General features: G+C 43.7%; 20 protein-coding genes. All 20 read left to right on the forward strand.

Annotation, left to right across the window (positions count from 1 at the left end):
• Window positions 1–10: 10 nt before the first annotated feature.
• The 20 genes from NST85_RS12110 to dut all read left to right on the forward strand — a co-directional run bounded on the left by NST85_RS12110 (window position 11) and on the right by dut (window position 25,166).
• Window positions 11–778 carry an isoprenyl transferase gene (locus NST85_RS12110; RefSeq protein WP_127191755.1) on the forward strand — a complete coding sequence of 256 codons (768 nt, stop codon included), beginning with the start codon at window positions 11–13 and terminating at the stop codon, window positions 776–778.
• A gap of 21 nt (window positions 779–799) precedes the next feature.
• The gene (locus NST85_RS12115; protein WP_127191754.1) at window positions 800–1,600 is read left to right on the forward strand and encodes a phosphatidate cytidylyltransferase; all 801 of its coding nucleotides are present in this window, start codon (window positions 800–802) and stop codon (window positions 1,598–1,600) included.
• Window positions 1,601–1,652: 52 nt separating this feature from the next.
• Window positions 1,653–2,792, forward strand: a complete 1,140-nt coding sequence (locus tag NST85_RS12120; protein WP_127191753.1) for a 1-deoxy-D-xylulose-5-phosphate reductoisomerase — start codon at window positions 1,653–1,655, stop codon at window positions 2,790–2,792.
• Between the two features lie 116 nt (window positions 2,793–2,908).
• Entirely contained in the window at window positions 2,909–4,186 is a 1,278-nt protein-coding gene (gene rseP / locus NST85_RS12125; protein ID WP_127191752.1) for an RIP metalloprotease RseP, read from the forward strand.
• A 33-nt stretch (window positions 4,187–4,219) separates the two neighbouring features.
• On the forward strand, window positions 4,220–5,671 hold the full coding sequence (gene proS / locus NST85_RS12130) for a proline--tRNA ligase (protein WP_127191751.1): 1,452 nt from the start codon (window positions 4,220–4,222) through the stop codon (window positions 5,669–5,671).
• Between the two features lie 1,032 nt (window positions 5,672–6,703).
• On the forward strand, window positions 6,704–11,023 hold the full coding sequence (locus NST85_RS12135; RefSeq protein WP_127191750.1) for a PolC-type DNA polymerase III: 4,320 nt from the start codon (window positions 6,704–6,706) through the stop codon (window positions 11,021–11,023).
• 228 nt (window positions 11,024–11,251) lie between these two features.
• Window positions 11,252–11,713, forward strand: a complete 462-nt coding sequence (rimP, locus tag NST85_RS12140) for a ribosome maturation factor RimP (protein WP_127191749.1) — start codon at window positions 11,252–11,254, stop codon at window positions 11,711–11,713.
• 37 nt (window positions 11,714–11,750) lie between these two features.
• Complete coding sequence (nusA, locus tag NST85_RS12145) at window positions 11,751–12,848, forward strand: transcription termination factor NusA (RefSeq protein ID WP_127191748.1); 1,098 nt, start codon at window positions 11,751–11,753, stop codon at window positions 12,846–12,848.
• Window positions 12,849–12,875: 27 nt separating this feature from the next.
• Window positions 12,876–13,190 carry an RNase P modulator RnpM gene (gene rnpM / locus NST85_RS12150; protein WP_127191747.1) on the forward strand — a complete coding sequence of 105 codons (315 nt, stop codon included), beginning with the start codon at window positions 12,876–12,878 and terminating at the stop codon, window positions 13,188–13,190.
• Window positions 13,183–13,506: a L7Ae/L30e/S12e/Gadd45 family ribosomal protein gene (locus NST85_RS12155; protein WP_127191746.1), complete on the forward strand. Its 324-nt coding sequence runs from the start codon at window positions 13,183–13,185 to the stop codon at window positions 13,504–13,506. The genes rnpM and NST85_RS12155 overlap by 8 nt, the downstream gene beginning before the upstream one ends.
• On the forward strand, window positions 13,499–16,135 hold the full coding sequence (gene infB, locus NST85_RS12160) for a translation initiation factor IF-2 (protein WP_127191745.1): 2,637 nt from the start codon (window positions 13,499–13,501) through the stop codon (window positions 16,133–16,135). The genes NST85_RS12155 and infB overlap by 8 nt, the downstream gene beginning before the upstream one ends.
• A 15-nt stretch (window positions 16,136–16,150) precedes the next feature.
• Window positions 16,151–16,501 (forward strand): 30S ribosome-binding factor RbfA, encoded by a 351-nt coding sequence (gene rbfA, locus NST85_RS12165; RefSeq protein ID WP_127191744.1) that lies wholly within the window; start codon window positions 16,151–16,153, stop codon window positions 16,499–16,501.
• Window positions 16,502–16,520: 19 nt separating this feature from the next.
• On the forward strand, window positions 16,521–17,498 hold the full coding sequence (locus NST85_RS12170; protein ID WP_127191743.1) for a DHH family phosphoesterase: 978 nt from the start codon (window positions 16,521–16,523) through the stop codon (window positions 17,496–17,498).
• Entirely contained in the window at window positions 17,495–18,415 is a 921-nt protein-coding gene (gene truB, locus NST85_RS12175; protein ID WP_127191742.1) for a tRNA pseudouridine(55) synthase TruB, read from the forward strand. Before NST85_RS12170 ends, truB begins: the two co-directional genes overlap by 4 nt.
• 38 nt (window positions 18,416–18,453) lie before the next feature.
• Window positions 18,454–19,395: a bifunctional riboflavin kinase/FAD synthetase gene (locus tag NST85_RS12180; RefSeq protein ID WP_127191741.1), complete on the forward strand. Its 942-nt coding sequence runs from the start codon at window positions 18,454–18,456 to the stop codon at window positions 19,393–19,395.
• A gap of 196 nt (window positions 19,396–19,591) precedes the next feature.
• Window positions 19,592–19,861, forward strand: a complete 270-nt coding sequence (gene rpsO, locus NST85_RS12185; protein WP_127191740.1) for a 30S ribosomal protein S15 — start codon at window positions 19,592–19,594, stop codon at window positions 19,859–19,861.
• A 225-nt stretch (window positions 19,862–20,086) separates the two neighbouring features.
• The gene (gene pnp, locus NST85_RS12190) at window positions 20,087–22,180 is read left to right on the forward strand and encodes a polyribonucleotide nucleotidyltransferase (RefSeq protein WP_127191739.1); all 2,094 of its coding nucleotides are present in this window, start codon (window positions 20,087–20,089) and stop codon (window positions 22,178–22,180) included.
• Between the two features lie 178 nt (window positions 22,181–22,358).
• Window positions 22,359–23,345 carry a polysaccharide deacetylase family protein gene (locus NST85_RS12195; RefSeq protein ID WP_127191738.1) on the forward strand — a complete coding sequence of 329 codons (987 nt, stop codon included), beginning with the start codon at window positions 22,359–22,361 and terminating at the stop codon, window positions 23,343–23,345.
• A 128-nt stretch (window positions 23,346–23,473) separates the two neighbouring features.
• The gene (locus tag NST85_RS12200) at window positions 23,474–24,727 is read left to right on the forward strand and encodes a M16 family metallopeptidase (RefSeq protein WP_127191737.1); all 1,254 of its coding nucleotides are present in this window, start codon (window positions 23,474–23,476) and stop codon (window positions 24,725–24,727) included.
• Window positions 24,711–25,166, forward strand: a complete 456-nt coding sequence (gene dut, locus NST85_RS12205; RefSeq protein ID WP_445671153.1) for a dUTP diphosphatase — start codon at window positions 24,711–24,713, stop codon at window positions 25,164–25,166. The genes NST85_RS12200 and dut overlap by 17 nt, the downstream gene beginning before the upstream one ends.
• Window positions 25,167–25,176: the final 10 nt, after the last annotated feature.

The following is a 25,176-nucleotide window of genomic DNA, read 5'->3' on the forward strand; positions in this document are numbered from 1 at the left end:
AGGAAAAGGAATGATTAAGTTGTTTCAATCCTGGTGGAAAAAAGGGAAGAGCCCACAAATTGCTGAACTATCACCTGATAATGTTCCCGAACATGTGGCCATTATTATGGACGGTAACGGTCGTTGGGCCCGCAGACTTGGCTTGCCACGGATCGTTGGTCATCGTAATGGGATGAAAGCGGTCAAGCGGGCAACTATTGCAGCGGATGATCTGGGTGTCCGGATTTTAACCTTATATGCATTTTCTACGGAAAATTGGAAACGTCCTAAGGATGAAGTAGATTTCCTGATGTCACTTCCCCAAGAGTTTCTGGCGTTGGAACTTGAGGAATTAATTCAAAAAGGTGTTCAGGTTCGCATGATGGGACATACTGAGGATCTTCCTGAACATACCATTAAAGCGATGGAAGAAGCGATTTTCCGTACGAAAGATAATACAGGACTTATTCTAAATTTTGCTCTAAATTATGGTGGACGGCGGGAGATTACTGAGAGCTTAAAGGGTATTGCCCGAAAGATAGAAGCTGGTGAAGTAAGTTCAGTAGATATTACGGAAGATATGGTACAATCCGCTCTATTATCGGCCGAATTACCAGACCCTGATTTACTGATTCGTACCGGAGGCGAGCTTAGACTAAGTAATTTTATGCTCTGGCAAACGGCTTATAGTGAGTTGTGGTTCACGGATTTATTCTGGCCGGAATTTGGACGTGAACATCTAATAGAGGCCGTCGCCGAGTACCAGCGGCGTACACGCCGATATGGTGGGTTATCTTAGCATGATGGAAGGTGTAGAGGCTTGAAGCAAAGGTTGATTACAGGTATAATCGCGGGCGCTTTTTTTCTGGGCCTGTGTTTGATCGGGGGAATTGGGTACCACTCACTGATTATGGTCATGGCATTAATTGGATATTATGAGTTCGTACGCATGATTAAACTGCCCTCTTTGGGAGGAGCGGCGATCCTTGGATATTTGGGTGTTCTCTACTTGACTTTCCCGTGGGAAAGTCTAAGCCTTACCATGCCATTGCAACAAATGCAATTTTTATGGTTGCTGCTGTTGCTGTTTCTTGCGGTTACAGTTTTTACAAAAAACGAGATTCCCATCGGACAAATATCCCTATTATTTGCGGGTATGGTATATATTGGTGTGGGATTTTCTTATATTATCGAAACAAGAAATACGCCAGACGGGCACGGGCTTTTCTGGACATTTCTGATGTTGTCCTCTATTTGGAGCAGTGACGCCGGCGCTTATTTTACGGGACGGAGATTTGGTCGAAATAAGCTTTGGCCAGCAATTAGCCCCAACAAAACGGTGGAAGGTGCGATCGGAGGTATTCTGCTTGCTATTATTGCGGCTGTGATATTCTCATTTGCATCGGGCGGCTTACTTACAATTGGACGGGCCGTGTTATTAGGTGGCTCTGCGGCTGTTGTTGGCCAGATTGGTGATTTAGTGCAGTCTGCTTATAAACGGACTTACGGGATCAAAGATTCCGGCAAGTTGTTACCGGGGCATGGTGGTATATTGGACCGCTGTGATAGCTGGATTACGGTATTTCCGTTCGTACATATTCTAATGTTGCTTCCTTATTAGATAGAGACTGATTGGTAAATGAGGAAGTCATTAAAGATATGAGAGGTGCGTTATGAAGAAGATAGCGGTGATTGGATCCACGGGGTCGGTTGGAACTCAGACATTAGATGTCGCGTTACAGCACCCTGACCAATTTGAAATTGTTGGTCTGGCAGCTGGATCCAATATTGATCTGTTCATGGAGCAGGTAACTCGTTTTCGCCCCAAGAAGGTTTCGATTGGAAATAAAGAACTAGCCGATAAAATCAAGTCAGATCTACCTGCGGGGATAGAACTTTATTATGGCGAAGAAGGACTTGTTGAAATCGCGGCAGGTACCGATGCGGAGATCGTCGTTACTGCTATCGTTGGAAGCAGGGGATTACCGTCTACATTAGCAGCTATTTCCGAAGGGAAAACGATCGGTCTTGCTAATAAAGAGACCCTTGTCACCGCAGGTCATCTTGTGACTGAACTTGCAAGGAAGAAAGGTGTTTCCTTGATTCCGGTGGATAGTGAGCATTCTGCTATTTTCCAGTGTCTAAACGGTGAGAATATCAAAGAGGTTGAGCAGATTACTCTAACTGCTTCTGGGGGGTCTTTCAGGGATCTTACCCGCGAACAGTTGCGTGAGGTAACCGTTGAGGATGCATTAAAACATCCAAATTGGTCTATGGGCGCCAAAATAACAATAGACTCTGCCACGATGGTCAACAAAGGATTGGAAGTAATCGAAGCCCATTGGCTATTCGGACTTCCGTATGAACAGATTGAAGTTCTGTTGCATCCTGAGAGCATCATCCACTCTTTCGTTGAATATCGTGACGGAAGTGTGATTGCACAGCTAGGTACACCCGATATGCGCATTCCTATTCAGTATGCACTTTCCTATCCTAGCAGACTTAAATCAACATCCAAACGGTTATCCTTGGCGGAGGTTGGCAAGTTACATTTCCGTGAAATGGACTACGAACGCTTCCCTTGTTTAAGACTTGCTTACGAGTGTGGTAAAATAGGTGGTACAGCGCCAACAGTGTACAATGCAGCTAATGAGATTGCTGTTGCTCGTTTCTTGAACCGAGAGATTCCATTTTTGCAGATTGAAAATGTCATTGAAAGTGTACTTTCTAAACATGTTTCCGTGTCTAATCCTGATCTGGAAACGATTCAATTTACTGACCAGTGGGCCAGAGAAATCGCTGCATCATTGTAAAATTTTGTCGCTGCAAAGAAAAGTTCCACGCCGGTATTCTCTTGTGTCAGATCGGAGAATAATGATAATCTATAAGAACGTTGGACGATCTGTGGCCAAAAGGAGGATGCTTTCGATTGGAATTGCTGAGAATTATATTTTTGACAGTACTCATGTTCTTCGTCATTGTGACGGTGCATGAATGGGGGCATTATTACTTTGCCAAACGGGCAGGTATTCTGGTGCGGGAATTTGCGATTGGTTTTGGACCTAAGATATTTTCTTATAAACGAAATGAAACGCAGTTTACGCTTCGACTGCTGCCATTTGGTGGATATGCCCGTATGGCTGGAGAAGATCCAGAACTCGTTGCGATTCAGAACGGACAAACCGTTTCGCTTCGATTGGAAGAAGGAAAAGTCCGGAAGTTCTATCTAGACCGCCTGGATAGTCGTAAGAATGTCATTCGTGGCGAAATACTAGATTTTGACTTGGTCGATAATCTACATGTGAAGTTGGATGTGGATGGAGAGAGCATTACGTATCCTGTTCATCCACAGGCTATGCTCGTAGCTAAAGGTAAGGAAACGCAAATTGCACCAAGAGACAGACAATATGGCAGTAAAACGGTTGGACAACGATTCATATCCATTCTTGCAGGACCAGTAATGAATTTTATTCTTGCATTTGTCTTGTTTGCCCTGCACATACAAATGGCAGGAATTGCTCTTGATAAACCTAGCCATTTACAAATTGGCGAAGTGATGAAGGGAATGCCGGCTGCTGAGGCAGGCGTGCAGCAAGGCGATATTATCGAGAAAATTAACGGAAAACCTGTGGGTACAGATGCGGCCGGAATGATTGAATTAATCACTGAATCCAAGGATAAAGAAATGATCTGGACAGTGAAGCGCGATGATCAAACGTTGTCGTTTTCTATCATCCCTCGTGCCGTAGAAGATCAAGGAACTGCCAAAGTAGGTAGTACTATTATAACGTTTTTCCCAACTCGTAGTGCCTCATTGGGTGAGACATTCACCTTTGCAGGGAAAGACATGGTCAACACGACCAAGCTTATTTTCCAAGGGTTTGGGCAGCTTATTAATCAATTCTCGATGGATGATTTAGGAGGCCCTGTTCGTACTTTCGAAGTTACTGGTCAAATTGCTAAGCAGGGGATAGCTCAACTTACTTATTGGGCAGCTATTCTAAGCTTATACTTGGGGATTTTCAACTTGTTCCCAATACCAGCTTTGGACGGAAGTAGACTCGTATTCTTAGGTGTCGAGGCTGTACGCGGCAAACCGATTGATCCAAACCGTGAGGGTATGGTGCATTTCATTGGGTTCGCGATGTTATTTTTGCTGATGATTGCCGTAACATATAATGATATACTACGATTATTTAACGGATAATATTGTGTTTTTTACGGGAGGACAAGAGTACTAATGGCAAATGAGGATAAACAATTCGTAACAGAGATTACCCCGCAAGGAGAAGATTTCTCGCGTTGGTATATCGATGTGATTAAAAAAGCAGATTTAATGGATTATTCACCAGTTCGGGGTTGTATCGTTTTTAAACCGGACGGTTATGAAATTTGGGAACATATTCAACAAGAGCTAGATCGTCGTTTCAAAGAAACAGGACATCGTAATGCCTACTTCCCGCTACTTATTCCAGAAAGTTTCTTCCAGAAAGAGAAGGAGCATGTGGAAGGTTTTAATCCTGAGCTTCCTTTTGTTACAGAAGCTGCTGGAGAGAAGTTGGAGGAACGCCTTGCCATTAGACCGACTTCGGAAACGATGTTTGGTCATATGTACTCCAAATGGATTCAATCTTACAGAGATTTGCCGATGCTGATTAATCAGTGGGCAAACGTGGTCCGTTGGGAGAAACGCACATTGCCATTCTTGCGGACAAGTGAGTTCCTATGGCAGGAAGGTCATACGGCGCATGAGAACGAACAAGAAGCACGTGAAGAAACGATGCGGATGCTGGAGATCTATCGTGATTTCGTAGAGAATTATCTAGCGATTCCAGTTATCGTTGGACAGAAGACGCCTTCGGAGAGATTTGCGGGAGCAGTCGACACTTATTCTATCGAAGCTATGATGAAAGATGGTCGTGCTGTACAAGCAGGAACTTCTCATTATCTGGGCACTAAATTTGCTGAGGCGTTCGATATTCAATATCTGAACCGTGATAATGTACAAGAATATGCTCATACAACATCATGGGGAGTGAGCACGCGCCTAATTGGTTCGCTTATTATGGTTCATGGCGATGATCGTGGACTTGTGCTTCCACCAAAGGTGGCTCCTAAGCAAGTAATGATTATTCCGATTGGACCTCCAAAGACTCGGGATGCAGTCGTTGGACGTAGTGATGAATTGTTCGCTGAGCTTAAGAAAGCGGGAATTCGCGTAGGAATCGATGACCGTTCTGACGTTCGTCCGGGCTGGAAGTTTAACGAATATGAAATGCGTGGAGTACCGATTCGTTTAGAACTGGGACCTCGTGATATGGAGAATGGTGTCTGCGTACTGGTATCCAGAGTGAGCGGCGAGAAGAAGATCGTTCAACAAGATCAGTTGGTAGAAGAAGTTCAGGCTATGCTAGATCAGGTGCATAACGAAATGTTCGAACGTGCGAAAGCATTCCGGGAAGATCATTTCTATTCTGTAGATACACTTGAAGAAATGAAAGCTAGCATTGAAGAGAAACGTGGATTTACGCTAGCTGGCTGGTGTGGTTCTGATGCTTGTGAGCGTCACGTGAAGGATGAGACAGGCGCAACGAGCCGTAACATTCCGTTTGAACCGGCAGTTAAGAAAAGTACTTGTCTTGTTTGTGGAGAAAGTGCTACGGATACCGTTGTTTTTGCCAGAGCCTATTAGTAACAACCTCTATTAATGACTGTTTTTGAGTCTTGGTATGTTGGACGCAAGAGCAAGCGAATATGATACAAGGAGGGCTTCCGGCAGTGAGTTGTCGATGGGTATTAACGCCTGTCGGCCATCTGTCGGAAGCTTTTTTAAGTGAACTGTGAATTAGTCGCGCTACGCAAACCGTTTGATCCTTCGATCGCTGTTGTAGTTGGATTGTCTTTATTTTATAACACCCTATAGGTTACAATCCAACTACAAAGGCGAACGGAGCGAATGCTTCCGAAGTAACTTTCCAATAGAAAGCTTTTAGCTTCTCCAGATTCAAACGGTCCTGCTTCACTATCTATTCACCTAACAATAAAAAAGTGGTAATGGAAATTATTGCGCCCTTGCATGCCTGCGGCCGCTATAATAAAATCTAGACCTAACTCACCAGATGTAAGTTTTGTAGATGTAAGTACAGTAATATAGAGCAGGTCGTATAATGGACTTATATGAATTTCCCTTGCGGCACGGATTGCTGCAAGTAATTTAAAATTAAGGCTCAAGCCCCTAATCATTGTTTGACGCAGTTAGACATCGGTCTAAGGGAATTAGAAGCCCTTATTTTGAGTTTGGAGGGTCAAAAAAAATTCTAACGGAACTGAAAGATCTTATTTCTTCCAAATGATGCTCTAACGCATGAATAATGATGAATAACGTCTGCAGGTTCCGTTACAATCCAGACTAGTGGAATAAACCGCAAATAAGGTCACTGAGTTCCGTTACAGACTCTCAGCCATTCCAACAGCAAATGTGGCTGGAACGCCATTTCGCAATCATTTCGACTAATAGTCAATCGCTAGTTTTGGTTTTCAAGCCACAATTAATAAAGCGAAGTCAAGTTTAGGACGAGCATTACACTGTTAAAAAGAAATTTTGAAGTGTGGTAAGAGAGGGGTTAGAGGTGTGATTCGAAGCCGGAGGAGCTATATGCTAGCGTTCGTTTTTGTCACCGATTGCCCTAATAATACACCACACTTATAGCTAGGAGGGGAATACATGACCGAAATTGGGGATAAGAGAACTAGGTTTGAGCTGTTGATGAAGCAGGCGGAAATCCCAGAATCTCTGATCGATCCATATTTTCTCGATGGGTTCATTGAGCAAGTGGAAGTGAACCGCAGTAATCGGGATTGGAAAATCGCCATTCGCAAGGACAAGCTTGTACCGGCACAGGCTTATCGTACATTCTGTCTTCGAGTTCAGGAACGTATGGCGCATATTGCCCAAGTTTCTTTTCAATTTCGCTATGGAACAGAATTGTCTACGAATGATATCGTGACTGAATACTGGAAGTTATTCATCGAGTGGGTGCAACAGGAAGTACCTTCGGTTAATGGATGGATGGCGAGGGCGACTATTGAAGTGGAGAACGATTTACTTTCGGTGACGCTGAGTGATTCAATGGCGCTGGAACTAGCCCGTAAGAAAAATATAGATCAAGCCCTAATAACATATTTCGAGCGTTTTTTCTCACTTGAATTGCGGGTCAAGCTGCTAACAGGAGCAAAAAGTGCAGAAGCGTTTGAAGAGTTTCAACAACAGATTGTTGATGAAGAACGCGAAGTAATCCAGCAATTGATGGAGAGTAATGCAGTGGATGCTTTACCTGAAGAAGATGATAACGGTGAAGTTGTTAAGCTCCAGATTGGCTATGATATTAAGGAACAAGCAGTTCCTATGCAAGAAATACAGGATGAAGAGAAGAAGATAACGGTTCAAGGAACGATATTTGGTCTGGACAGTAAAGAATTGCGTAACGGAAATACGCTCTTTATGTTCTATCTGACGGATTTTACTGATTCTCTACAAATGAAAATGTTCGCTAAGAATAAAGAGGACCTGAAGGTCATGGGTCAACTTGCGAATGGGAAATGGGTAAGAGCCCGAGGTCGGGTAGAGATGGATCGCTTTATGACGATTCCTGAGTTAGTAATGATTCCGTCTGATCTGTGTGAAGTTCCTGCACCCCCAGCACGAAAGGACCAAGCTGCTGAGAAACGCGTTGAGTTCCATCTGCATACCACTATGAGTACGATGGACGCGGTTACTCCTATAGGCGAATACGTCAAAACAGCAGCAAAATGGGGACATAAAGCAATTGCTGTCACCGATCATAGTGGTGTTCAGTCTTATCCCGATGCTGCTAAGGCAGCCAAGAAACACGGGATCAAGATGATCTATGGTGTTGAAGCCAATGTTGTAAATGATAATGTTGCGGTTGTTCTTAACCCCCGGGAAGAAGATCTCAAAACAACGACATATATCGTATTTGATATTGAAACGACGGGCCTTTCTGTCACTCAGAATAAGATTATTGAAGTCGCTGCTGTGAAAATGGTTGAGGGCAAAGAAGTAGATAGGTATGCTACTTTTGTAGATCCTCACGTACGCATTCCTTATAATATTCAGCAGTTGACTAACATTACGGATGATATGGTCAAAGGTGCGCCCGAAGTGGAAACTGTATTACAGCAGTTTATTGATTTTGCTGGCGACGCTGTGTTGGTTGCCCACAATGCTCGGTTTGACGTTGGCTTTATCAATGCCAAATTGAAAGAGTTTGGTCGACCTCCATTGGAGAACCCAGTTCTTGATACGCTCGAGTTAGCACGGATGTTATTCCCTACAATGAAGAACCACCGCCTAAATACACTGGCGACTAAATATAAAGTATCTCTAGAAAATCATCACCGAGCGATCGATGATACGCTTGCACTTGGAGAAATTCTGAATGGATTGATTGAAGATGCGGCTAAGATTGAAGGTATTAAGACACTTGAGCGGTTAAACGATAAGGTTGGTAAAGAGATATCCAATACGCGTCCTTTTCATTGTGGTGTTTATGCGCTGAATATGATCGGGAAGAAGAACTTGTTCAAGCTAATATCGATGTCTCATACGGAATATTTTAAACGAGTCGCTTGTATTCCTAAATCGAAGCTAACGGAACTACGTGAAGGACTATTGGTTCTGTCGGGTTGCGAGAAGGGTGAATTCTTCGAAACAGTGCTTAATAAATCGGTTGAAGAAGCGGAAGCAGTAGCTGAATTCTATGATATTTTGGAAATCCAGCCACTTACGATGTATATGCATCTGGTTGACAAAGGCCTTGTAGGTAGCGTTGAAGAGTTAAAAACGGCTGTTACTAAGATCTGCGAAATTGGTTTTAAACTCGGAAAACCTGTCGTTGCAACGGGGAATGTTCATTATCTCGAACCACGGGACAAAATATACCGGGATATTACGATTCACGGGATTACAGGATTTAGCCCACTCAAAGATCAAAAGAAACCTGATGCACATTTTCGCACGACGGAGGAAATGTTAGCTGAGTTCGAGTTTTTAGGTAAAGAGAAAGCATATGAAGTTGTTGTGACTAATACTTCGGTACTTGCAGATTCTTTTGAAGAGCTGGAATTGTTCCCTGATAAATTGTTCACTCCGATCATCGAAGGGGCTGATGAAGAGATTCGTCAGACTTGTTACGATACGGCTAAATCAATCTATGGTGAGGAACTGCCGGAGGTTGTTATCGCAAGATTAGAAAAGGAACTAGAACCGATTATAAAATATGGGTTTTCGGCCAACTATTTGATCTCCGAACGTTTGGTTAAGAAGTCAAACCAAGACGGTTATCTGGTTGGATCACGGGGATCTGTAGGCTCCTCTGTTGTTGCTATGTTTCTTGGTATTTCTGAGGTTAACCCACTTCCAGCACATTATATTTGTACAAATTCAGCATGTAGGCATAGTGAATGGTTCCTTGACGGGAGCGTACCTAGTGGGTTTGACTTGCCAGACAAAACTTGTCCCTCTTGTGGTGGTAACTTGAAGGGCGAAGGGCAAGACATTCCATTTGAAACGTTCCTTGGATTTAAAGGGGATAAGGTTCCCGATATTGACCTTAACTTCTCAGGAGAATATCAACCGACTGCTCACAACTATACGAAAGAAATATTCGGTGATAAGAGTGTATTCCGTGCTGGAACGATTGGAACTATAGCGGACAAAACAGCATTCGGATACGCGAAGAAGTACGAGGAAGAGCATCAGAAACGCTGGCGGGGAGCTGAGCTTAACCGACTTGCATCTGGATGTACAGGCGTGAAAAGAAGTACAGGTCAGCATCCCGGCGGGATCGTGGTTGTTCCGGACTATATGGAAGTTGAGGATATTACACCAGTCCAATTTCCGGCTGATGATGTCAATGCGGAATGGAAAACGACTCACTTTGATTACCATGCTTTTGATGCGAACTTACTTAAACTCGATATTCTCGGTCATGATGATCCGACAATGATGCGGATGCTCCAAGATTTGACGGGAGTAGATCCAACGACTATTCCGATGAATGACCCCAAAGTTATGAGCATGTTCAACTCAACGGAAGCGCTAGGAGTTACTCCACAGCAGATACGTTCTGCAGTCGCAACTTTCGGGGTACCCGAAATGGGAACAAAATTCGTTCGTCAGATGTTAGTAGAAGCACAACCAAGTTCTTTTGCCGACTTATTGCAGATTTCAGGGTTATCTCATGGTACAGGGGTATGGCTTGGTAATGCACAAGATTTGATCAAGGGGGGGACATGTAATATCAAGACAGTAATCGGCTGTCGTGATGATATCATGTTGTTCCTGATTTACAAAGCAGGTATGGATGCGGGGTTAGCGTTTAAGATTACAGAGAGTGTGCGTAAAGGGAAAGGTTTAACACAGGAATGGATTGACGAGATGAAGAGATGTAAGGTGCCAGGATGGTATATTGATTCTTGTCTAAAAATCCAGTACATGTTCCCGAAAGCTCACGCCGCAGCTTATGTTATCTCTGCTGTGCGTACAGCTTATTTCAAACTTTATCACCCGATAGAATACTATGCTACTTACTTCACAGTACGGGCAGAGGATTTCGATATTGAGTTATGCTGTCAGGGATATGAAGCTATTTATCGTAAAATTGAGGAAATCGAACAGAAGGGTTTCCAAGCATTACCGAAGGAAAAAGGCATGTTGCCAGTGCTAGAGATGGCATTAGAATTGACGGCACGTGGGTTCCGCTTCAAAGGTATTGATTTGTACCAATCTGATGCGACCAAATTCACAATTGATGGAGATGCCTTGGTTCCTCCGTTTTCTTCACTTGCGGGTATCGGTGATAATGCCGCTCGTAATATTGCTGCAGCGAAGGAACAAGGAGAGTTTCTCTCTATTGAGGATTTCCAACAGAAATCCAAGGCGAGTAAAACTGTGATTGAACTCTTAGGTACGATGGGCTGCTTCCATGGACTCCCAGAAAGTAACCAACTTTCCTTGTTTTAGGAAAATAAATTTCCAGTGGTTTTTCATACTGTGAATGCTTGATTTTTCTCTAATGGGGATGCAAAGGGGCTCTCTTCCCCTCAGGTAAAGGTCTTTTACTTGTCACTGTACCTGGACTATGTTATAATTTTTATGGTAATCATGGAGATAGAACCGTTGTTTAAAGAGTGGGGAAACCCACTCTTTATCTTTGGTATATAGGAAAGAATTGTATGGAGGTATGTACGTTTGAGCACACCGAAGATCAAAGCGGCCGTGGAAGAGATGGTTACGCCTTTTTTAGAGGAGAATGGCTTTGAACTAGTTGACGTGGAATATGTAAAAGAGGGAAACAATTGGTTCTTACGCGTATTCGTAGATAAGGACGGGGGCATCGAAATTGATGACTGCGGTCGGATTAGCGAATACCTTAGTGAAAAGCTAGATGCGAATGATCCAATTCCTGTAGCTTATTTCCTGGAAGTATCTTCTCCTGGAGCGGAACGTCCGCTCAAAAAGGCTGAGGATGTAACCAAAGCCATTGGAAGTAATGTATTTGTAACTACATATGAATCGGTAGATGGCCTGAAAGAATTTGAAGGCCGCCTTCTTTCCTTTGAAAACGAGGAGCTTGTTATCCAAGTAGGGAAGAAAAATCATGCCATTCCATATAGTAAAGTTGCGGCCGCTAGGCTGGCCATTATTTTTTAACCTGTGACGGGATATTGAAGGGGGGAACTCGAGGCAAATGAGTATGGATTTTATCGATGCCTTGAATGAGTTGGAAAGAGAAAAAGGGATCAGCAAAGATATTTTGTTCGAGGCTATTGAAGCTGCGATGATCTCAAGCTACAAACGTAATTTTAACACGGCACAAAACGTGCGAGTGGATATGAATCGACTTACTGGTGTGATTAAGGTATATGCCCGCAAATTGGTTGTGGAGGAAGTCCTTGATCCACGCACTGAGATTTCATTGCCAGCTGCTCGTGAGATCAATCCGAATTTCCAGCTTGAGGACGTTGCGGAAATCGAAGTAACACCTCGTGATTTCGGACGTATTGCAGCACAAACGGCGAAACAGGTCGTTACACAACGTATTCGTGAAGCTGAGCGTGGGCTCATTTATAACGCCTTCGTAGAGAAGGAAGAGGATATCGTCACTGGTATTGTTCAACGTCAGGATTTGCGCAATGTTTACGTGGATCTTGGTAAAGTTGAAGCACATCTCCCTATCAATGAGCTCATGCCAAACGAGAAATTCAAACACGGTGATCGAATTAAGTCGTATATCACTAAGGTTGAGAACACGACTAAAGGTCCACAAATTTTGCTGTCACGCTCCCATCCGGGCCTTCTGAAACGACTCTTCGAGCTAGAAGTTCCTGAAATATTTGATGGTGTTGTTGAAATACGTTCCGTTGCTCGTGAAGCGGGATTCCGTTCCAAAATTGCGGTATTCTCACGTAATAATGAGGTGGATCCAGTTGGATCATGTGTCGGACAAAAGGGTAACCGTGTACAGACGATCGTAAACGAACTACGTGGTGAGAAGATTGACATCGTCCGTTATTCGGAAGATGTTGAGGAATACGTAGCAAATGCGTTAAGTCCTTCTAAGGTGCTTGAGGTTCAAGTATTCGAGGCAGAGAAATTAGCGCGTGTTATTGTACCTGATTATCAGTTGTCGCTTGCAATTGGGATTAAAGGGCAAAACGCTCGATTGGCGGCTAAATTGACAGGTTGGAAAATCGACATTAAGAGTGAGACACAAGCGGAAGAGGAATTCGGAAGAGAAAAAAGTCATCAAGGAGAACTTGATCAAGATTCCATCTCCGTCGATTAATATTACAAGGGACGGAGGGGCTTGAAGATGAAATCCAGAAAAATACCGCTTAGAAAATGTGTTGCCTGTGGTGAGATGATGCCGAAGAAATCATTGATTCGGGTTGTCCGTTCACCGGAGGGTGAAGTATCCATTGATTTGACTGGCAAAAAGTCGGGGAGAGGAGCTTACTTGTGCGGACAAGAGTCTTGTTTCAAGTTGGCTCATAAGAACCGAGCGCTCGACCGTGCACTTAAAGCGACGGTAGGTCCAGAGGTTTACGAACAACTAGCTCGTGATTTTCTAGCAGTTGAGGAAACATTCCTCGCTGAGCGGGATAAGGAAGAGGTAGACGATGAGTAAGGTATTGTCAGGACTCGGCCTAGCTATGCGAGCAGGTAAAGTAGTGACCGGGGATGAGAGCGTTTTGAAGGCCGTTCGGTCTGCTGAGGCTAAACTAGTTATCGTTGCTGGCGATGCATCCGCTAATACTCATAAGAAATTTCGTGACAAATGCGGAACCTATAAAGTTCCTTTAATCATCGGATTTGACCGGGAACGGCTTGGAGCCAGTGTAGGGAAACCGGAACGAATTGTTATTGGTCTCATGGATCAGGGATTTGCTGACATGATTCGAAGAACCATCGTTAAAACGTCGGAGGTGGAGTATATTGAGTAAAGAAGAAAACAAGGATAAGCTCAGAGTATACGAATATGCTAAGTCACTCAATATGAGTAGTAAAGAAATTATTACAATTCTAAAACGTTTAAACATCCCAGTTAACAATCATATGAGTGTAATGGAGAATAACGCCGTTACGCATGTGGAACAATTTTTCAAGGATATTAAGAATAATGCTGCTGCAAAGAGGGAAAATTCAGGACGTAACGATACGCCTGTAAAACCTCCTGTAAAATCTCCCGTTAATTCGTCGGCTCCGGCTTCCGCAGGAGGAAGCCAGACACCGAAAACTCCGGCCGGAGAGGGATCTGGCCAGCGTGGAGAGCAAGGTCAAGTTCAAGGAAATAATAATAGTCAAGTAATTAACAAAAATCAACAAGAAAAGCAGGTAAGTATGAATAATAAACCAAATAACTCTAACCAAGCCACTTCTTCAAGTGGCACTCAGGCAACACAGGAAAGAACCAATCGTCCATCTAACGGTGGCGGACAGGGCGCACGCCCAGCACAAAATTCAAGTGGGCAACCTAATCGTAGCTCGGCACCTAGTAGGACTCCAGGTCAAGGTAGCAGCTCACAATCCGGACCTTCCCGTCAAGGAACAAGTGGTCCGAATCGCAGCGCTCAGCCGCAGGCACGTACTGCGTCTACTGGTGGCCAAGGACAAAGCCAAGGTCAAGGACAACGTAAAGGCAACTACAGCAACAACAACGGTAACAGTAACAACAATAGCAACAGCAGCAGACCTGGTCAGTCAGGACAAAGACGTTTTGATGACAATAGATCAGGTGGTTTCAAGAATAACCGTGGCGGTAAGGGCGGTCGTGGCGGAAGAGGTGGGCAACAACCTCCGCGCGAAAAAATCGATAATACGCCGAAGAAAATTATCGTTCGTGGTAATTCAACGGTTGGCGAAACAGCGAAATTGCTTCATAAGGATGCTTCCGAGGTTATTAAGAAGTTAATTGCACTTGGTGTAATGGCTACTATCAACCAGGAACTCGATATCGAAACCATTTTGCTGCTTGCGGGTGAATTTGGCGTAGAAGTTGAAGTGAAAATTGCGGTGGAAGATGACCGTTTTGAAACAATTGAGGAAGTTGATGAAGAAGCTGATTTGCTTGAACGTCCTCCAGTCGTTACCATTATGGGTCACGTCGATCACGGGAAGACAACACTACTTGATGCTATCCGTTCTACGAATGTGTCGAGTGGCGAAGCAGGTGGTATTACTCAGCATATCGGGGCATACCAAGTTGAAATCAATAGTAAGAAAATCACATTCCTTGATACACCAGGTCACGAAGCGTTTACCGCAATGCGGGCACGTGGAGCGCAGTTAACAGATATCACGATTATCGTGGTTGCTGCAGACGACGGTGTTATGCCACAGACGGTAGAAGCAGTTAGCCATGCGAAAGCAGCAGGTCTACCTATTATCGTGGCTGTTAACAAGATCGATAAGCCGGATGCTGATCCAGATAGAGTAAAACAAGAATTGACAGAACATGGACTAGTACCAGAAGAGTGGGGCGGAGATACTATCTTCGTTAACGTTTCAGCTAAACAGAAAATTGGGCTGGAAGGTCTGCTCGAGATGATTCTGTTGGTTGCGGAAGTTAACGAGTATAAAGCTAATCCGAACAAACGCGCGCGCGGTTTGGTCATCGAGGCAGAGCTTGATAAGAGCCGTGGTCCGGTAGCTCGTGTACTAGTGCAGCATGGTACTCTCAAAGTTGGAGATGCCTTCGTAGCAGGTAACTGTTTCGGACGTATCCGTGCTATGGTGAGTGACAAAGGCCGTCGCCTCAAAGAAGCTGGACCTTCTACACCAGTTGAAATTACTGGACTTACAGAAGTTCCAAAAGCCGGCGATCCATTCATGGTGTTTGAGGACGAGCGCAAAGCCCGTTCAATTGCAGAGAAACGCGCTATTACTCAGCGTCAATCAGATCTAGGTGTTAACACAAGAGTTACACTCGATGATTTGTTCCAACACATCAAAGATGGTGAGATGAAAGAACTTAATGTCATTATCAAAGGTGATGTTCAAGGTTCAGTCGAGGCACTCAAAGGTTCACTTGAGAAGATTGAAGTTGAAGGCGTACGTGTGAAAATTATTCATAGCGGTGCTGGAGGGATAACTGAATCGGATGTTATTTTGGCAGCGGCTTCCAACGCTATAGTAATTGGATTTAATGTTCGTCCTGATCCTCAGACGAAAGCGACTGCTGAACAAGAGAAAGTTGATATTCGTCTTCACCGGGTCATTTATAGCGCAATTGAAGAGATCGAACAAGCGATGAAAGGAATGCTTGATCCTGTCTTCAAAGAAGTTATTATTGGTCATGCTGAAGTACGTAACGTGTTTAAGGTTACTAAAGTGGGTGCCATCGCAGGTTGTATGGTTACATCAGGTAAAATTACACGTTCAGCAGAGAGTCGTCTCGTTCGTGGCGGCATTGTAGTATACGAAGGCAAAATTGATTCAATCAAACGTTTCAAAGATGATGTGAAAGAAGTTGCTCAGGGTTATGAATGTGGTATTACTTTAGACCACTTTAGTGACCTTAAAGAGGGCGACATCATCGAAGCGTTCATCATGGAGACTGTTGAACCGAAGTAAGGTGGGGTGTCATATATGGCAAAAAATCGTACCGGCCGTGTAAGTGAACAAATCAAGAAGGAACTTAGCATACTCATTCAAAGTGAGATGAAAGATCCCCGTATTGGATTTGTCACAGTAACCGGGGTAGATGTTACAAATGATTTGTCACAAGCCAAAGTATATTTGAGCATATTTGGTGACGAAGAGAAGAAAGCTGAGTCGCTCAAGGGAATTGACAAAGCAAATGGATTTCTGCGGACAGAGCTTGGAAAACGAATTCGGTTGCGGCATACGCCTGAACTGATATTCAAAATCGATGAATCGGTTGCCTACGGTAGCCGAATCGAGAAGCTCCTCGTCGATATTACGCATGAAGAAAAATGAGAATTTAAAGGAGACGGCAATGCAGACCAATGAACGGGAGTTCCGGCAGTGTACTGAATTTCTGACGGAACATGATGATTTCCTCGTAGTGTCGCATATACAGCCGGACGGAGATGCAGTCAGTTCTACCCTTGCGGTAGGCTGGCTTCTCTCATGTCTGGGCAAAAATTATGTTATGGTAAACGAAGGCCCTATTCCACGGAGAATGGCCTATTTGTGGGAAAGTGAACAGATCATTGACCTTTCTGTTACACCCTTAGACCATAAGTATAAGCATGTAATAGCTGTAGACTGTGCTGATTTCTCACGTGTAGGGAAAACTCGGGAGTATTTCGCTGAGGATGCACAAATTTTGAATATTGATCATCACCCTACAAATGATGGATATGGGACTACTAACTTAATTGTGCCTCATGCAGCTGCGACCGTAGAAATATTGTTTGATCTTATTCGAGTGCTTGAGCTTCAAATGAATAAAGAAATCGCTACGGCAATTTATACGGGATTATTGACGGATACTGGAGGATTTCGATATGCCAGTACAACACCTAAGGTCATGGAGATTGCATCAAAGTTACTAGAGTATGGTGTCGATGGACCGGGCCTATCAGAACTATTGTTAGAACAAATGACCCTGCCACAACTTCGTTTATTGACGAGAGCCTTGAATCAGTTAGTTATTAGCGAGGATGGCAAGATCAGTTGGGTAACCATTGATGACGAGGATATGAGATTAACGGGAGCTATCCATGAAGATTTAGAGGGGATCGTCAATTACCCACGTAATATTCAGGGTGTTGAGGTTGGTCTATTATTCAAAGTCATCCATGAAAATGCAGTGAAAGTAAGTTTGCGATCGAATGGTAAAGTCGATGTCGCTGAAATTGCCCAAAATTTTGGTGGAGGCGGACATGTCCGTGCTGCTGGTGCTCGTATTGAAGGTACGCTTGAAGATATCATTTCTCGCGTAGTGGAACAGGTGAATTTGCAATTATGAAAACATATGAAGGTATTTTACCGGTGAATAAACCAACCGGATTCACTTCCCATGATGTAGTAGCTAAAACACGCAGAATTCTTAAAATGAAACGAATCGGCCACACTGGTACGCTTGATCCTGCGGTAACGGGTGTACTTCCGTTATGTTTGGGTCGTGCGACTCGAATGGTTGAATATTTGCAAGAACTGCCCAAAGAGTACGAGGCTACATTAATATTAGGTATCGCTACGGATACGGAAGATGCAACAGGTACTGTGGTGGAACGTTTGGATCAAGTTTCTGTAACTGAAGAAGAAGTACGGTTGGTTCTTTCTCAATTTGTAGGAACAATTTCTCAGATTCCTCCGATGTACTCTGCTTTGAAGCAGGACGGTAAACGACTCTATGAACTAGCTCGTGAAGGAAAGACTGTAGAGCGTAAACCACGGGAAGTTACCATCCATGAATTAGAAATGCTCGCCTTCGATCCAGAAGGAGATCATCCAACCATTTCTTTCCGGGCGCTCTGCTCCAAAGGAACGTATATCCGTACATTATGTGTAGATATTGGCCGAGCACTTGGTGTGCCCGCTACGATGTCTCAGCTCAAGCGCACGATGTCTGCAGGAATACCTGAGGCAGAATGCCTCACGCTAGAAGAAATAGCAAAGTACGCAGAGGAAGGAACACTTCAATCTTATTTACTTTCTGTGGATAAGGCGGTGGAACACTTACCTGCACATACCGTAATAACGGAAAAGGTACAATCCGCTCTTCAAGGGCAGAAACTATCCCCGGATGTAATACTTCCTAGAGCTACTCCCGGTGAAATTATTAGGCTGTACAGTCCAGATGAACAGTTTTTAGGTATTTTTCGTATGGAAGAAGACGGACGGATTGTGAAGCCGATCAAAGTTTTCTCTCAGAACGATTAAAGTAATGCCCATCACAGTGAAATTGCAGGTGAACCATTGTGGAAACGATAACTTTATCTTATCCTCTATCAGAAGATATTATTGCTAGAAATACCAGGGCGCAAGTGATGGCCATTGGTCAATTCGACGGTTTGCATCTAGGTCACAACAGTGTTATTAAATCTGCTGTCGACTTAGCGGCAAATATAGGCCTTCCTTCGGCAGTTATGACCTTTCATCCACATCCCAAAGAGGTCATGAAGAAGGGAGATTACGACGGATACCTTACCCCACCCCATGAGAAAGAGCAGCTTCTACGTGAAATGGGAGTTGATTATTTATATATCGTTGATTTTAATGATGCTTTCTCACAGGTGAGTCCACATGATTTTGTATGTGGCATGCTCCTACCGCTACAGGTTCATACTGCAGTGGTTGGATTTGATTTCCGTTATGGTTACCGTGGTGAAGGCCATGCGTCAACGCTTCGTGAATGGAGTGGGAACGCGATGGAAGTTAACACAGTACCTGCATTTCTTATCGATGGAGAAAAGGTTAGCAGCTCTGGAATCCGCAAGGCGCTTCAGGAAGGCGATGTTGCCTTGGCAGACCGTTGGTTAGGTCGTCGCTACAAGATTACTGGATCCGTCATGCATGGGGAGAAACGAGGTCGATTACTCGGATTTCCTACAGCCAATATGAAACCTAATGAGCACTTCGTCCTCCCTGCTAAAGGAGTATATGCTGTAAGTGTCAACGTTGAGGGGAAATGCGTCTCCGGTGTTATGAATGTTGGAGTCAAGCCAACGTTTCACAGTGACGTGGTAGCACCATCGTTGGAAATTCACTTACTCGATTTCAATGACGACCTATATGGTAAGATGTTGGAAGTGGAGCTAGTGGAGTTCATTCGCGAAGAGCACAAATTTGAATCGATTGAGAAATTAATTGCTCAAATTACTAGAGATGCTGAGAGTGCAAGAAAACTGTTGCTGTCCTAAAGATTAAAGCTGAAACAGGGATCAAGTAAAACAGCAGCATTTACTTTCATTAGTCCAATATGGTATACTGATAGACGTTGTTGTGATATGGGATTTTATTATCTTGGATCAGGCAACTATAACCTTAGCTTGGTTAGTCGGTCCTCACCGCCCGATAACGAGGCTAATGGCGATTTATATAAAGGAGGTGAACCGGATGGCATTGACTCAAGAACGTAAACACCAATTGATTGCAGAGCACAAAACTCATGAATCCGATACAGGATCTCCAGAGGTGCAAGTTGCTATCCTAACGGAGAACATCGTGAACTTGACGGACCACTTGCGTACGCACAAGAAGGACCATCATTCCCGTCGCGGTCTTTTGAAAATGGTTGGTCAACGTCGTAGATTGTTGGCTTACTTGAAGAACAAAGACGTGAGACGTTACTCCGCTTTGATTGAGAAGCTTGGATTGCGTCGTTAATTTTCTCATGATTAGCCAAAGCAGCCTGGTGGCCGCCGGTTACGCTATTTAAGCGACGGGGTGTCACTGGGTTGCTTTTTAAAGTCGTGGAAATGAATACGTTATTAAAGTAAGATTTGATTACATCTTCGAGGGGCACCGCAAGGTGCCCTTCTTATGAATTGTGCAAAAGAAGGAAATAATGAACACCGTAACGAACTTTTATTTGTAAGAAGGAGGGATTTCATGGAGAAACATGTGAAAATGCAGTTAGGAGGAAGAACTCTTATACTGGAAACCGGTCGTTTGGCTAAGCAAGCAAATGCAGCGGTAATGGTACGATATGGTGATACAGCTGTATTATGTACAGTAACAGCGTCCCCTGGACCTAAAGATCTAGATTTCTTTCCACTTACCGTTAACTATGAAGAAAAGTTATATGCGGTAGGTAAAATACCTGGTGGCTTCATCAAACGTGAAGGTCGTCCCAGCGAGAAAGCTATTCTTGCTAGTAGATTAACAGACCGTCCAATTCGTCCATTGTTTCCAGAGGGATTTAGAAATGATGTACAAATTGTAAATCTTGTCATGAGTGTGGATCAGGATTGTCAGCCTGAAATTGCAGCTATGATTGGTACTTCTGCAGCGCTAAGTATCTCTGATGTTCCATTTAATGGTCCAATTGGTAACGTAGTGGTTGGACGAATTAATGGAGAATTCATCATTAATCCAGATATCGCTCAACAAGAAATTAGTGACATTTATGTCTCTGTTGCGGGTACTAAAGATGCCATTATGATGGTTGAGGCTGAAGCGAACGAAGTACCGGAAGAAGTCATGCTTGAAGCGATTATGTTCGGTCATGAAGAGATCAAGAATATCGTTGCAGTCATTGAGGAACTCGTCAAAATTGCCGGTAAAGAGAAGATGGAAGTAAAACTTCATACCGTTAATGCCGAAGTTAATTCCGCAGTGCGTGACTTTGCTGCTGAACGTTTGGTGGCAGCTGTGAAAGTGGCTGAGAAGCATGCTCGCCAAGAAGCAATTGACGCTATTAACGATGAGACAGTAACCTACTTCGCGGAGAAGTACATAGAATCTCCGGAGCTTTTGAAAGACGTGAAAGAAGTGCTGCACGACATCGTTAAAGAAGAGGTTCGTCGCTTAATTACACATGACAAAATCCGTCCGGATGGTCGTAAATTGGACGAGATTCGTCCGATTGACTGTGACGTTAACTTATTGCCGCGAACTCATGGTTCAGGTCTGTTTACACGTGGACAAACTCAGGCACTTAGCATTTGTACACTTGGAGCATTGGGTGATGTACAAATCTTGGACGGTATTCATTTGGAAGAGTCCAAACGTTTCATGCATCATTACAACTTCCCTCCATTCAGCGTAGGGGAAGCTCGTCCGCTTCGTCCACCAGGACGTCGTGAGATTGGACATGGAGCACTTGGTGAAAGAGCACTTTCGAAAGTGATTCCATCTGAAACAGAATTCCCATATACTATTCGTCTCGTATCCGAAGTTATTGAATCCAATGGTTCTACTTCCCAAGCGAGTATTTGCGCTAGTACCTTAGCAATGATGGATGCAGGTGTGCCAATCAAAGCTCCAGTAGCTGGTGTGGCGATGGGTCTCATCAAGGATGGAGATCATGTATCGATCCTGACTGATATTCAAGGTATGGAAGATCACTTGGGAGATATGGACTTCAAGGTAGCAGGTACAGCTGAAGGTGTAACAGCTATCCAAATGGACATCAAGATTAATGGTATTGATCGTCAAATCTTGTCTGATGCATTAACTCAAGCTAAAGAGGGACGTTTGCATATCCTCTCTAAAATGATGGAACGTATCAGCAAGCCAAACGAACATTTGTCTAAATATGCTCCTAAGATTATTATTATTAATATTAATCCGGACAAGATCCGTGACGTTATCGGTCCCGGTGGTAAAATCATCAACAAAATCATCGAGGAAACTGGCGTGAAGATTGACATCGAGCAGGACGGCCGCGTATTCATCGCTTCTACAAACGAGGAAATGAATAACAAAGCTCGCTCCATCATCGAAGGAATCGTCAAAGAAGTCGTAATCGGCGAAATTTATATCGGTACGGTGAAACGAATCGAAAAATTTGGCGCATTTGTAGAGATTTTACCAGGCAAAGATGGACTGGTTCATATTTCACAGCTTTCGACAGAACGCGTAGCCAAAGTGGAAGATGTCGTATCAATTGGCGATACAATTACTGTCAAAGTTACTGAAATCGATCCACAGGGACGAGTTAATCTTTCCCGCAAAGTCGTATTAACCAGCCAGTCGGAGTAATGCATAAAGATTTATTATCAGGCCCTACTCTGCTGAAAAGAGACGGAATGTAAACATTCTGGCTCTTTTTTTACATTTAAAAATAGCTCTGCCCTAGAGATTACTCCCTAATTCCGCATAATCATGGACGTGTCCACATATGATGAGGACAAAACCAGGTTGAAGGGATGAGCCTGCCATGAATCGGAAAAAGTTCGCTATTATACTTTTTTGCATGATGTTAGTCTTTGTTATGGGGCAGTTTACCGGGGTAAGAGCTTTTGTAGAAGGTGTGGAGAGAGGCCAAAGTGGAAGTTATGCGTTTGAATTATTTAATGATAGTGAGACTATGGATACGCTAAAGAGCAAAATACAAGAAGAAGCCGCTAAGCGAAAAATCGAACCGGTAGATGCCGTTATCGATCGTGTATGGAAGGCCATCCCGGGTTACAATGGGTTAGAAGTTGATATTGAAAGCACATATCAGAAGACTAAAGCGGGTCCTGAAGGTGCGGAGATACAGTACGTTTACCGGGAGATCAAACCACGGGTAAGTCTTGATGATCTGGAGCCTCAGCCTATCTACCGAGGCAATCCAGCTAAGCCCATGGCTGCTCTGATGATTAATGTTGCTTGGGGTAATCAATACGTGGTGCCGATGTTGGATACATTGGATGAAGCAAAGGTGAAAGCAACCTTTTTTCTGGATGGTAGTTGGTTAAAGAAGAATGTTGAACTAGCACTTGAGATCCAGAAAAGAGGTCATCAGATTGAGAATCATGCCTATTCGCATCCCAATATGAGTCAGCTTGAAGATAGTCGTGCTAGACTGGAAATATCGAAAACAAAAGATTTATTGAAGGAAAAATTAGGTGTTGATAATCGGTGGTTTGCGCCTCCTTCTGGGGATTTTAATGATAAGACAGTTCGCCAAGCGGCAGATCAGGGTCTTAAGACTGTGCTGTGGACTTTGGATACGGTGGATTGGAGAAATCCGACACCCTACAGCATTGTGGCTAAAATATCAAAGAAGGTAGAGCCGGGATCCCTCATTCTAATGCACCCAACGGCATCATCGAGTGAGGCACTAAAGGATATCATTAAAAGCATACAAGATAAAGGGTTGAAGCTAGGGACTGTGGATGAAACGTTATCTCCAAGTCGAGTGGGTACACCCGTGAGTTGAGCATTTGCTCTTTTTTTGATAGGATTAAGACTTGAGCTTATGCTTACGAAGTCAGTTTTGCTTCGCAAAACTAAAGCTTATGCTTACGATGAGAGTTTTGCTACGCAAAACTTATAGGAGGGCCTTTCGTGAAGAAATTACAATTAAAAAACGGCCTCCGAGTGGTTATGGAAACCATTCCAACCTTCCGCTCGGTGTCGTTTGGCATATGGGTTAAAACAGGATCACGTAATGAAAGTCCCGAGATGGGTGGGATTTCGCATTTTATCGAACATATGTTGTTTAAAGGTACGGACCGTTTTGATGCTAAGGAGATTGCTGAAGAATTCGATGCAATCGGAGGAAATGTCAACGCATTTACGTCCAAGGAATATACGTGTTACTACGCGAAAGTACTCGACGAGCATTTGCCGATTGCCGTAGATATATTAGCAGATATGTTTTTCCGTTCACGTTTTGACGAAGATGAGCTGCGTAAAGAAAAGAATGTCATCCTAGAGGAAATCTCGATGTATGAAGATACGCCGGATGACATGGTGCATGATTTGATGTCACGAGCTGCTTATGGCAATCATCCACTGGCTTTACCGATCTTGGGAACGGAAGAAAATCTGCGCAATATGGGGCCGTCACATCTTCGTGAATACATGCGTCAGAAGTATACGATTGAGAATACGGTAATTAGTGTCGCTGGTAATATTGATGATAGTGTTATCGAATTGCTGGAGAAACATTTCGGTGATTTTGCTATTCATGGTATTCAAGAACAACCAGAGCCCCCTATTTTTCTTGGAGATTTTAAGTTTCATCAGAAAAAGACCGAACAAAACCACATTTGTATGTCATTTCCGGGTCTAAAGAGCGGAGATCCAAGGCAATATGCAATGGTTCTACTGAATAATGCACTTGGTGGCGGGATGAGTTCCCGGCTGTTCCAAGAGATTCGGGAGAAGAGAGGGCTAGCTTATTCAGTCTACTCCTATCACAGCTCTCATGCAGACAGTGGACTGTTTACGGTATATGCAGGTACTGCACCTAAACAAAGTAAGGAAGTACTAGATCTGACAAAAGAAATCCTGCACGATGTGTCGATCAAGGGCATTAGTGATAGTGAGCTTCGTAAAGGGAAAGAACAGCTTAAGGGAAGTTTGATTCTAAGTTTGGAAAGTACGGGCAGTAGAATGAACCGACTCGGCAAAAACGAGTTGATGATCGGTAGACATTATACGCTCGATGAAATGATATCCCGGATTGAGGCTGTTACGATGGATGATGTTAATTTTGTGCTGAGAGAAATGTTTAAGCAGCCGTTCTCACTTGCCATGGTTGGCTCATCAGATCGAGTACTGTCGGGAATAAGGAGAGATGAACTTGTCATTTAATGTACAAATTAACCGTCTTGCTGGAAATGAAGATATTGAGCTCCCTCGCAAAATGTCGGAGCTAGCCTCTGGGTTTGATTTATATGCTGCTGTGACTGAAGATATTGTGTTTCTTCCAGGTCAACGTGGGCTTGTGCCGACTGGATTGGCTATAGCGATGCCAGCGGGTTTGGAAGCGCAGATCCGTCCACGCAGTGGATTGGCGTTCAAACATGGTATCACTTGTTTGAATACACCGGGGACAATTGACGCCGATTATCGGGGAGAGATCAAGGTGCTCTTGATCAATCTTGGAGAAGAGCCATTTACCATCAAGCGTAATGAGCGAATTGCGCAAATGGTATTCCAGATTGTGCCTGAAGTGAATCTGATTCCTGTGGATGAGCTTTCTGACACTGAGCGCGGTGCTGGTGGCTTTGGCCATACAGGCAAAAATTAATCTTAACAAG

The organism is Paenibacillus sp. FSL K6-2524 (genome assembly GCF_038005525.1).
In the GTDB taxonomy this organism is placed as follows: domain Bacteria; phylum Bacillota; class Bacilli; order Paenibacillales; family Paenibacillaceae; genus Fontibacillus; species Fontibacillus anaericanus.

What these genes read in the sequence shown, in the direction of transcription:
- nusA (WP_127191748.1), top strand. Translation starts at nt 11,751, where the DNA reads ATGAGTATGGATTTTATCGATGCCTTGAATGAGTTGGAAAGAGAAAAA.
- truB (WP_127191742.1), top strand. Translation starts at nt 17,495, where the DNA reads ATGAAAACATATGAAGGTATTTTACCGGTGAATAAACCAACCGGATTC.
- NST85_RS12120 (WP_127191753.1), top strand. Translation starts at nt 1,653, where the DNA reads ATGAAGAAGATAGCGGTGATTGGATCCACGGGGTCGGTTGGAACTCAG.
- dut (WP_445671153.1), top strand. Translation starts at nt 24,711, where the DNA reads ATGAACTTGTCATTTAATGTACAAATTAACCGTCTTGCTGGAAATGAA.
- NST85_RS12195 (WP_127191738.1), top strand. Translation starts at nt 22,359, where the DNA reads ATGAATCGGAAAAAGTTCGCTATTATACTTTTTTGCATGATGTTAGTC.
- NST85_RS12135 (WP_127191750.1), top strand. Translation starts at nt 6,704, where the DNA reads ATGACCGAAATTGGGGATAAGAGAACTAGGTTTGAGCTGTTGATGAAG.
- NST85_RS12155 (WP_127191746.1), top strand. Translation starts at nt 13,183, where the DNA reads ATGAGTAAGGTATTGTCAGGACTCGGCCTAGCTATGCGAGCAGGTAAA.
- rbfA (WP_127191744.1), top strand. Translation starts at nt 16,151, where the DNA reads ATGGCAAAAAATCGTACCGGCCGTGTAAGTGAACAAATCAAGAAGGAA.
- NST85_RS12110 (WP_127191755.1), top strand. Translation starts at nt 11, where the DNA reads ATGATTAAGTTGTTTCAATCCTGGTGGAAAAAAGGGAAGAGCCCACAA.
- rnpM (WP_127191747.1), top strand. Translation starts at nt 12,876, where the DNA reads ATGAAATCCAGAAAAATACCGCTTAGAAAATGTGTTGCCTGTGGTGAG.
- proS (WP_127191751.1), top strand. Translation starts at nt 4,220, where the DNA reads ATGGCAAATGAGGATAAACAATTCGTAACAGAGATTACCCCGCAAGGA.
- rpsO (WP_127191740.1), top strand. Translation starts at nt 19,592, where the DNA reads ATGGCATTGACTCAAGAACGTAAACACCAATTGATTGCAGAGCACAAA.
- NST85_RS12170 (WP_127191743.1), top strand. Translation starts at nt 16,521, where the DNA reads ATGCAGACCAATGAACGGGAGTTCCGGCAGTGTACTGAATTTCTGACG.
- pnp (WP_127191739.1), top strand. Translation starts at nt 20,087, where the DNA reads ATGGAGAAACATGTGAAAATGCAGTTAGGAGGAAGAACTCTTATACTG.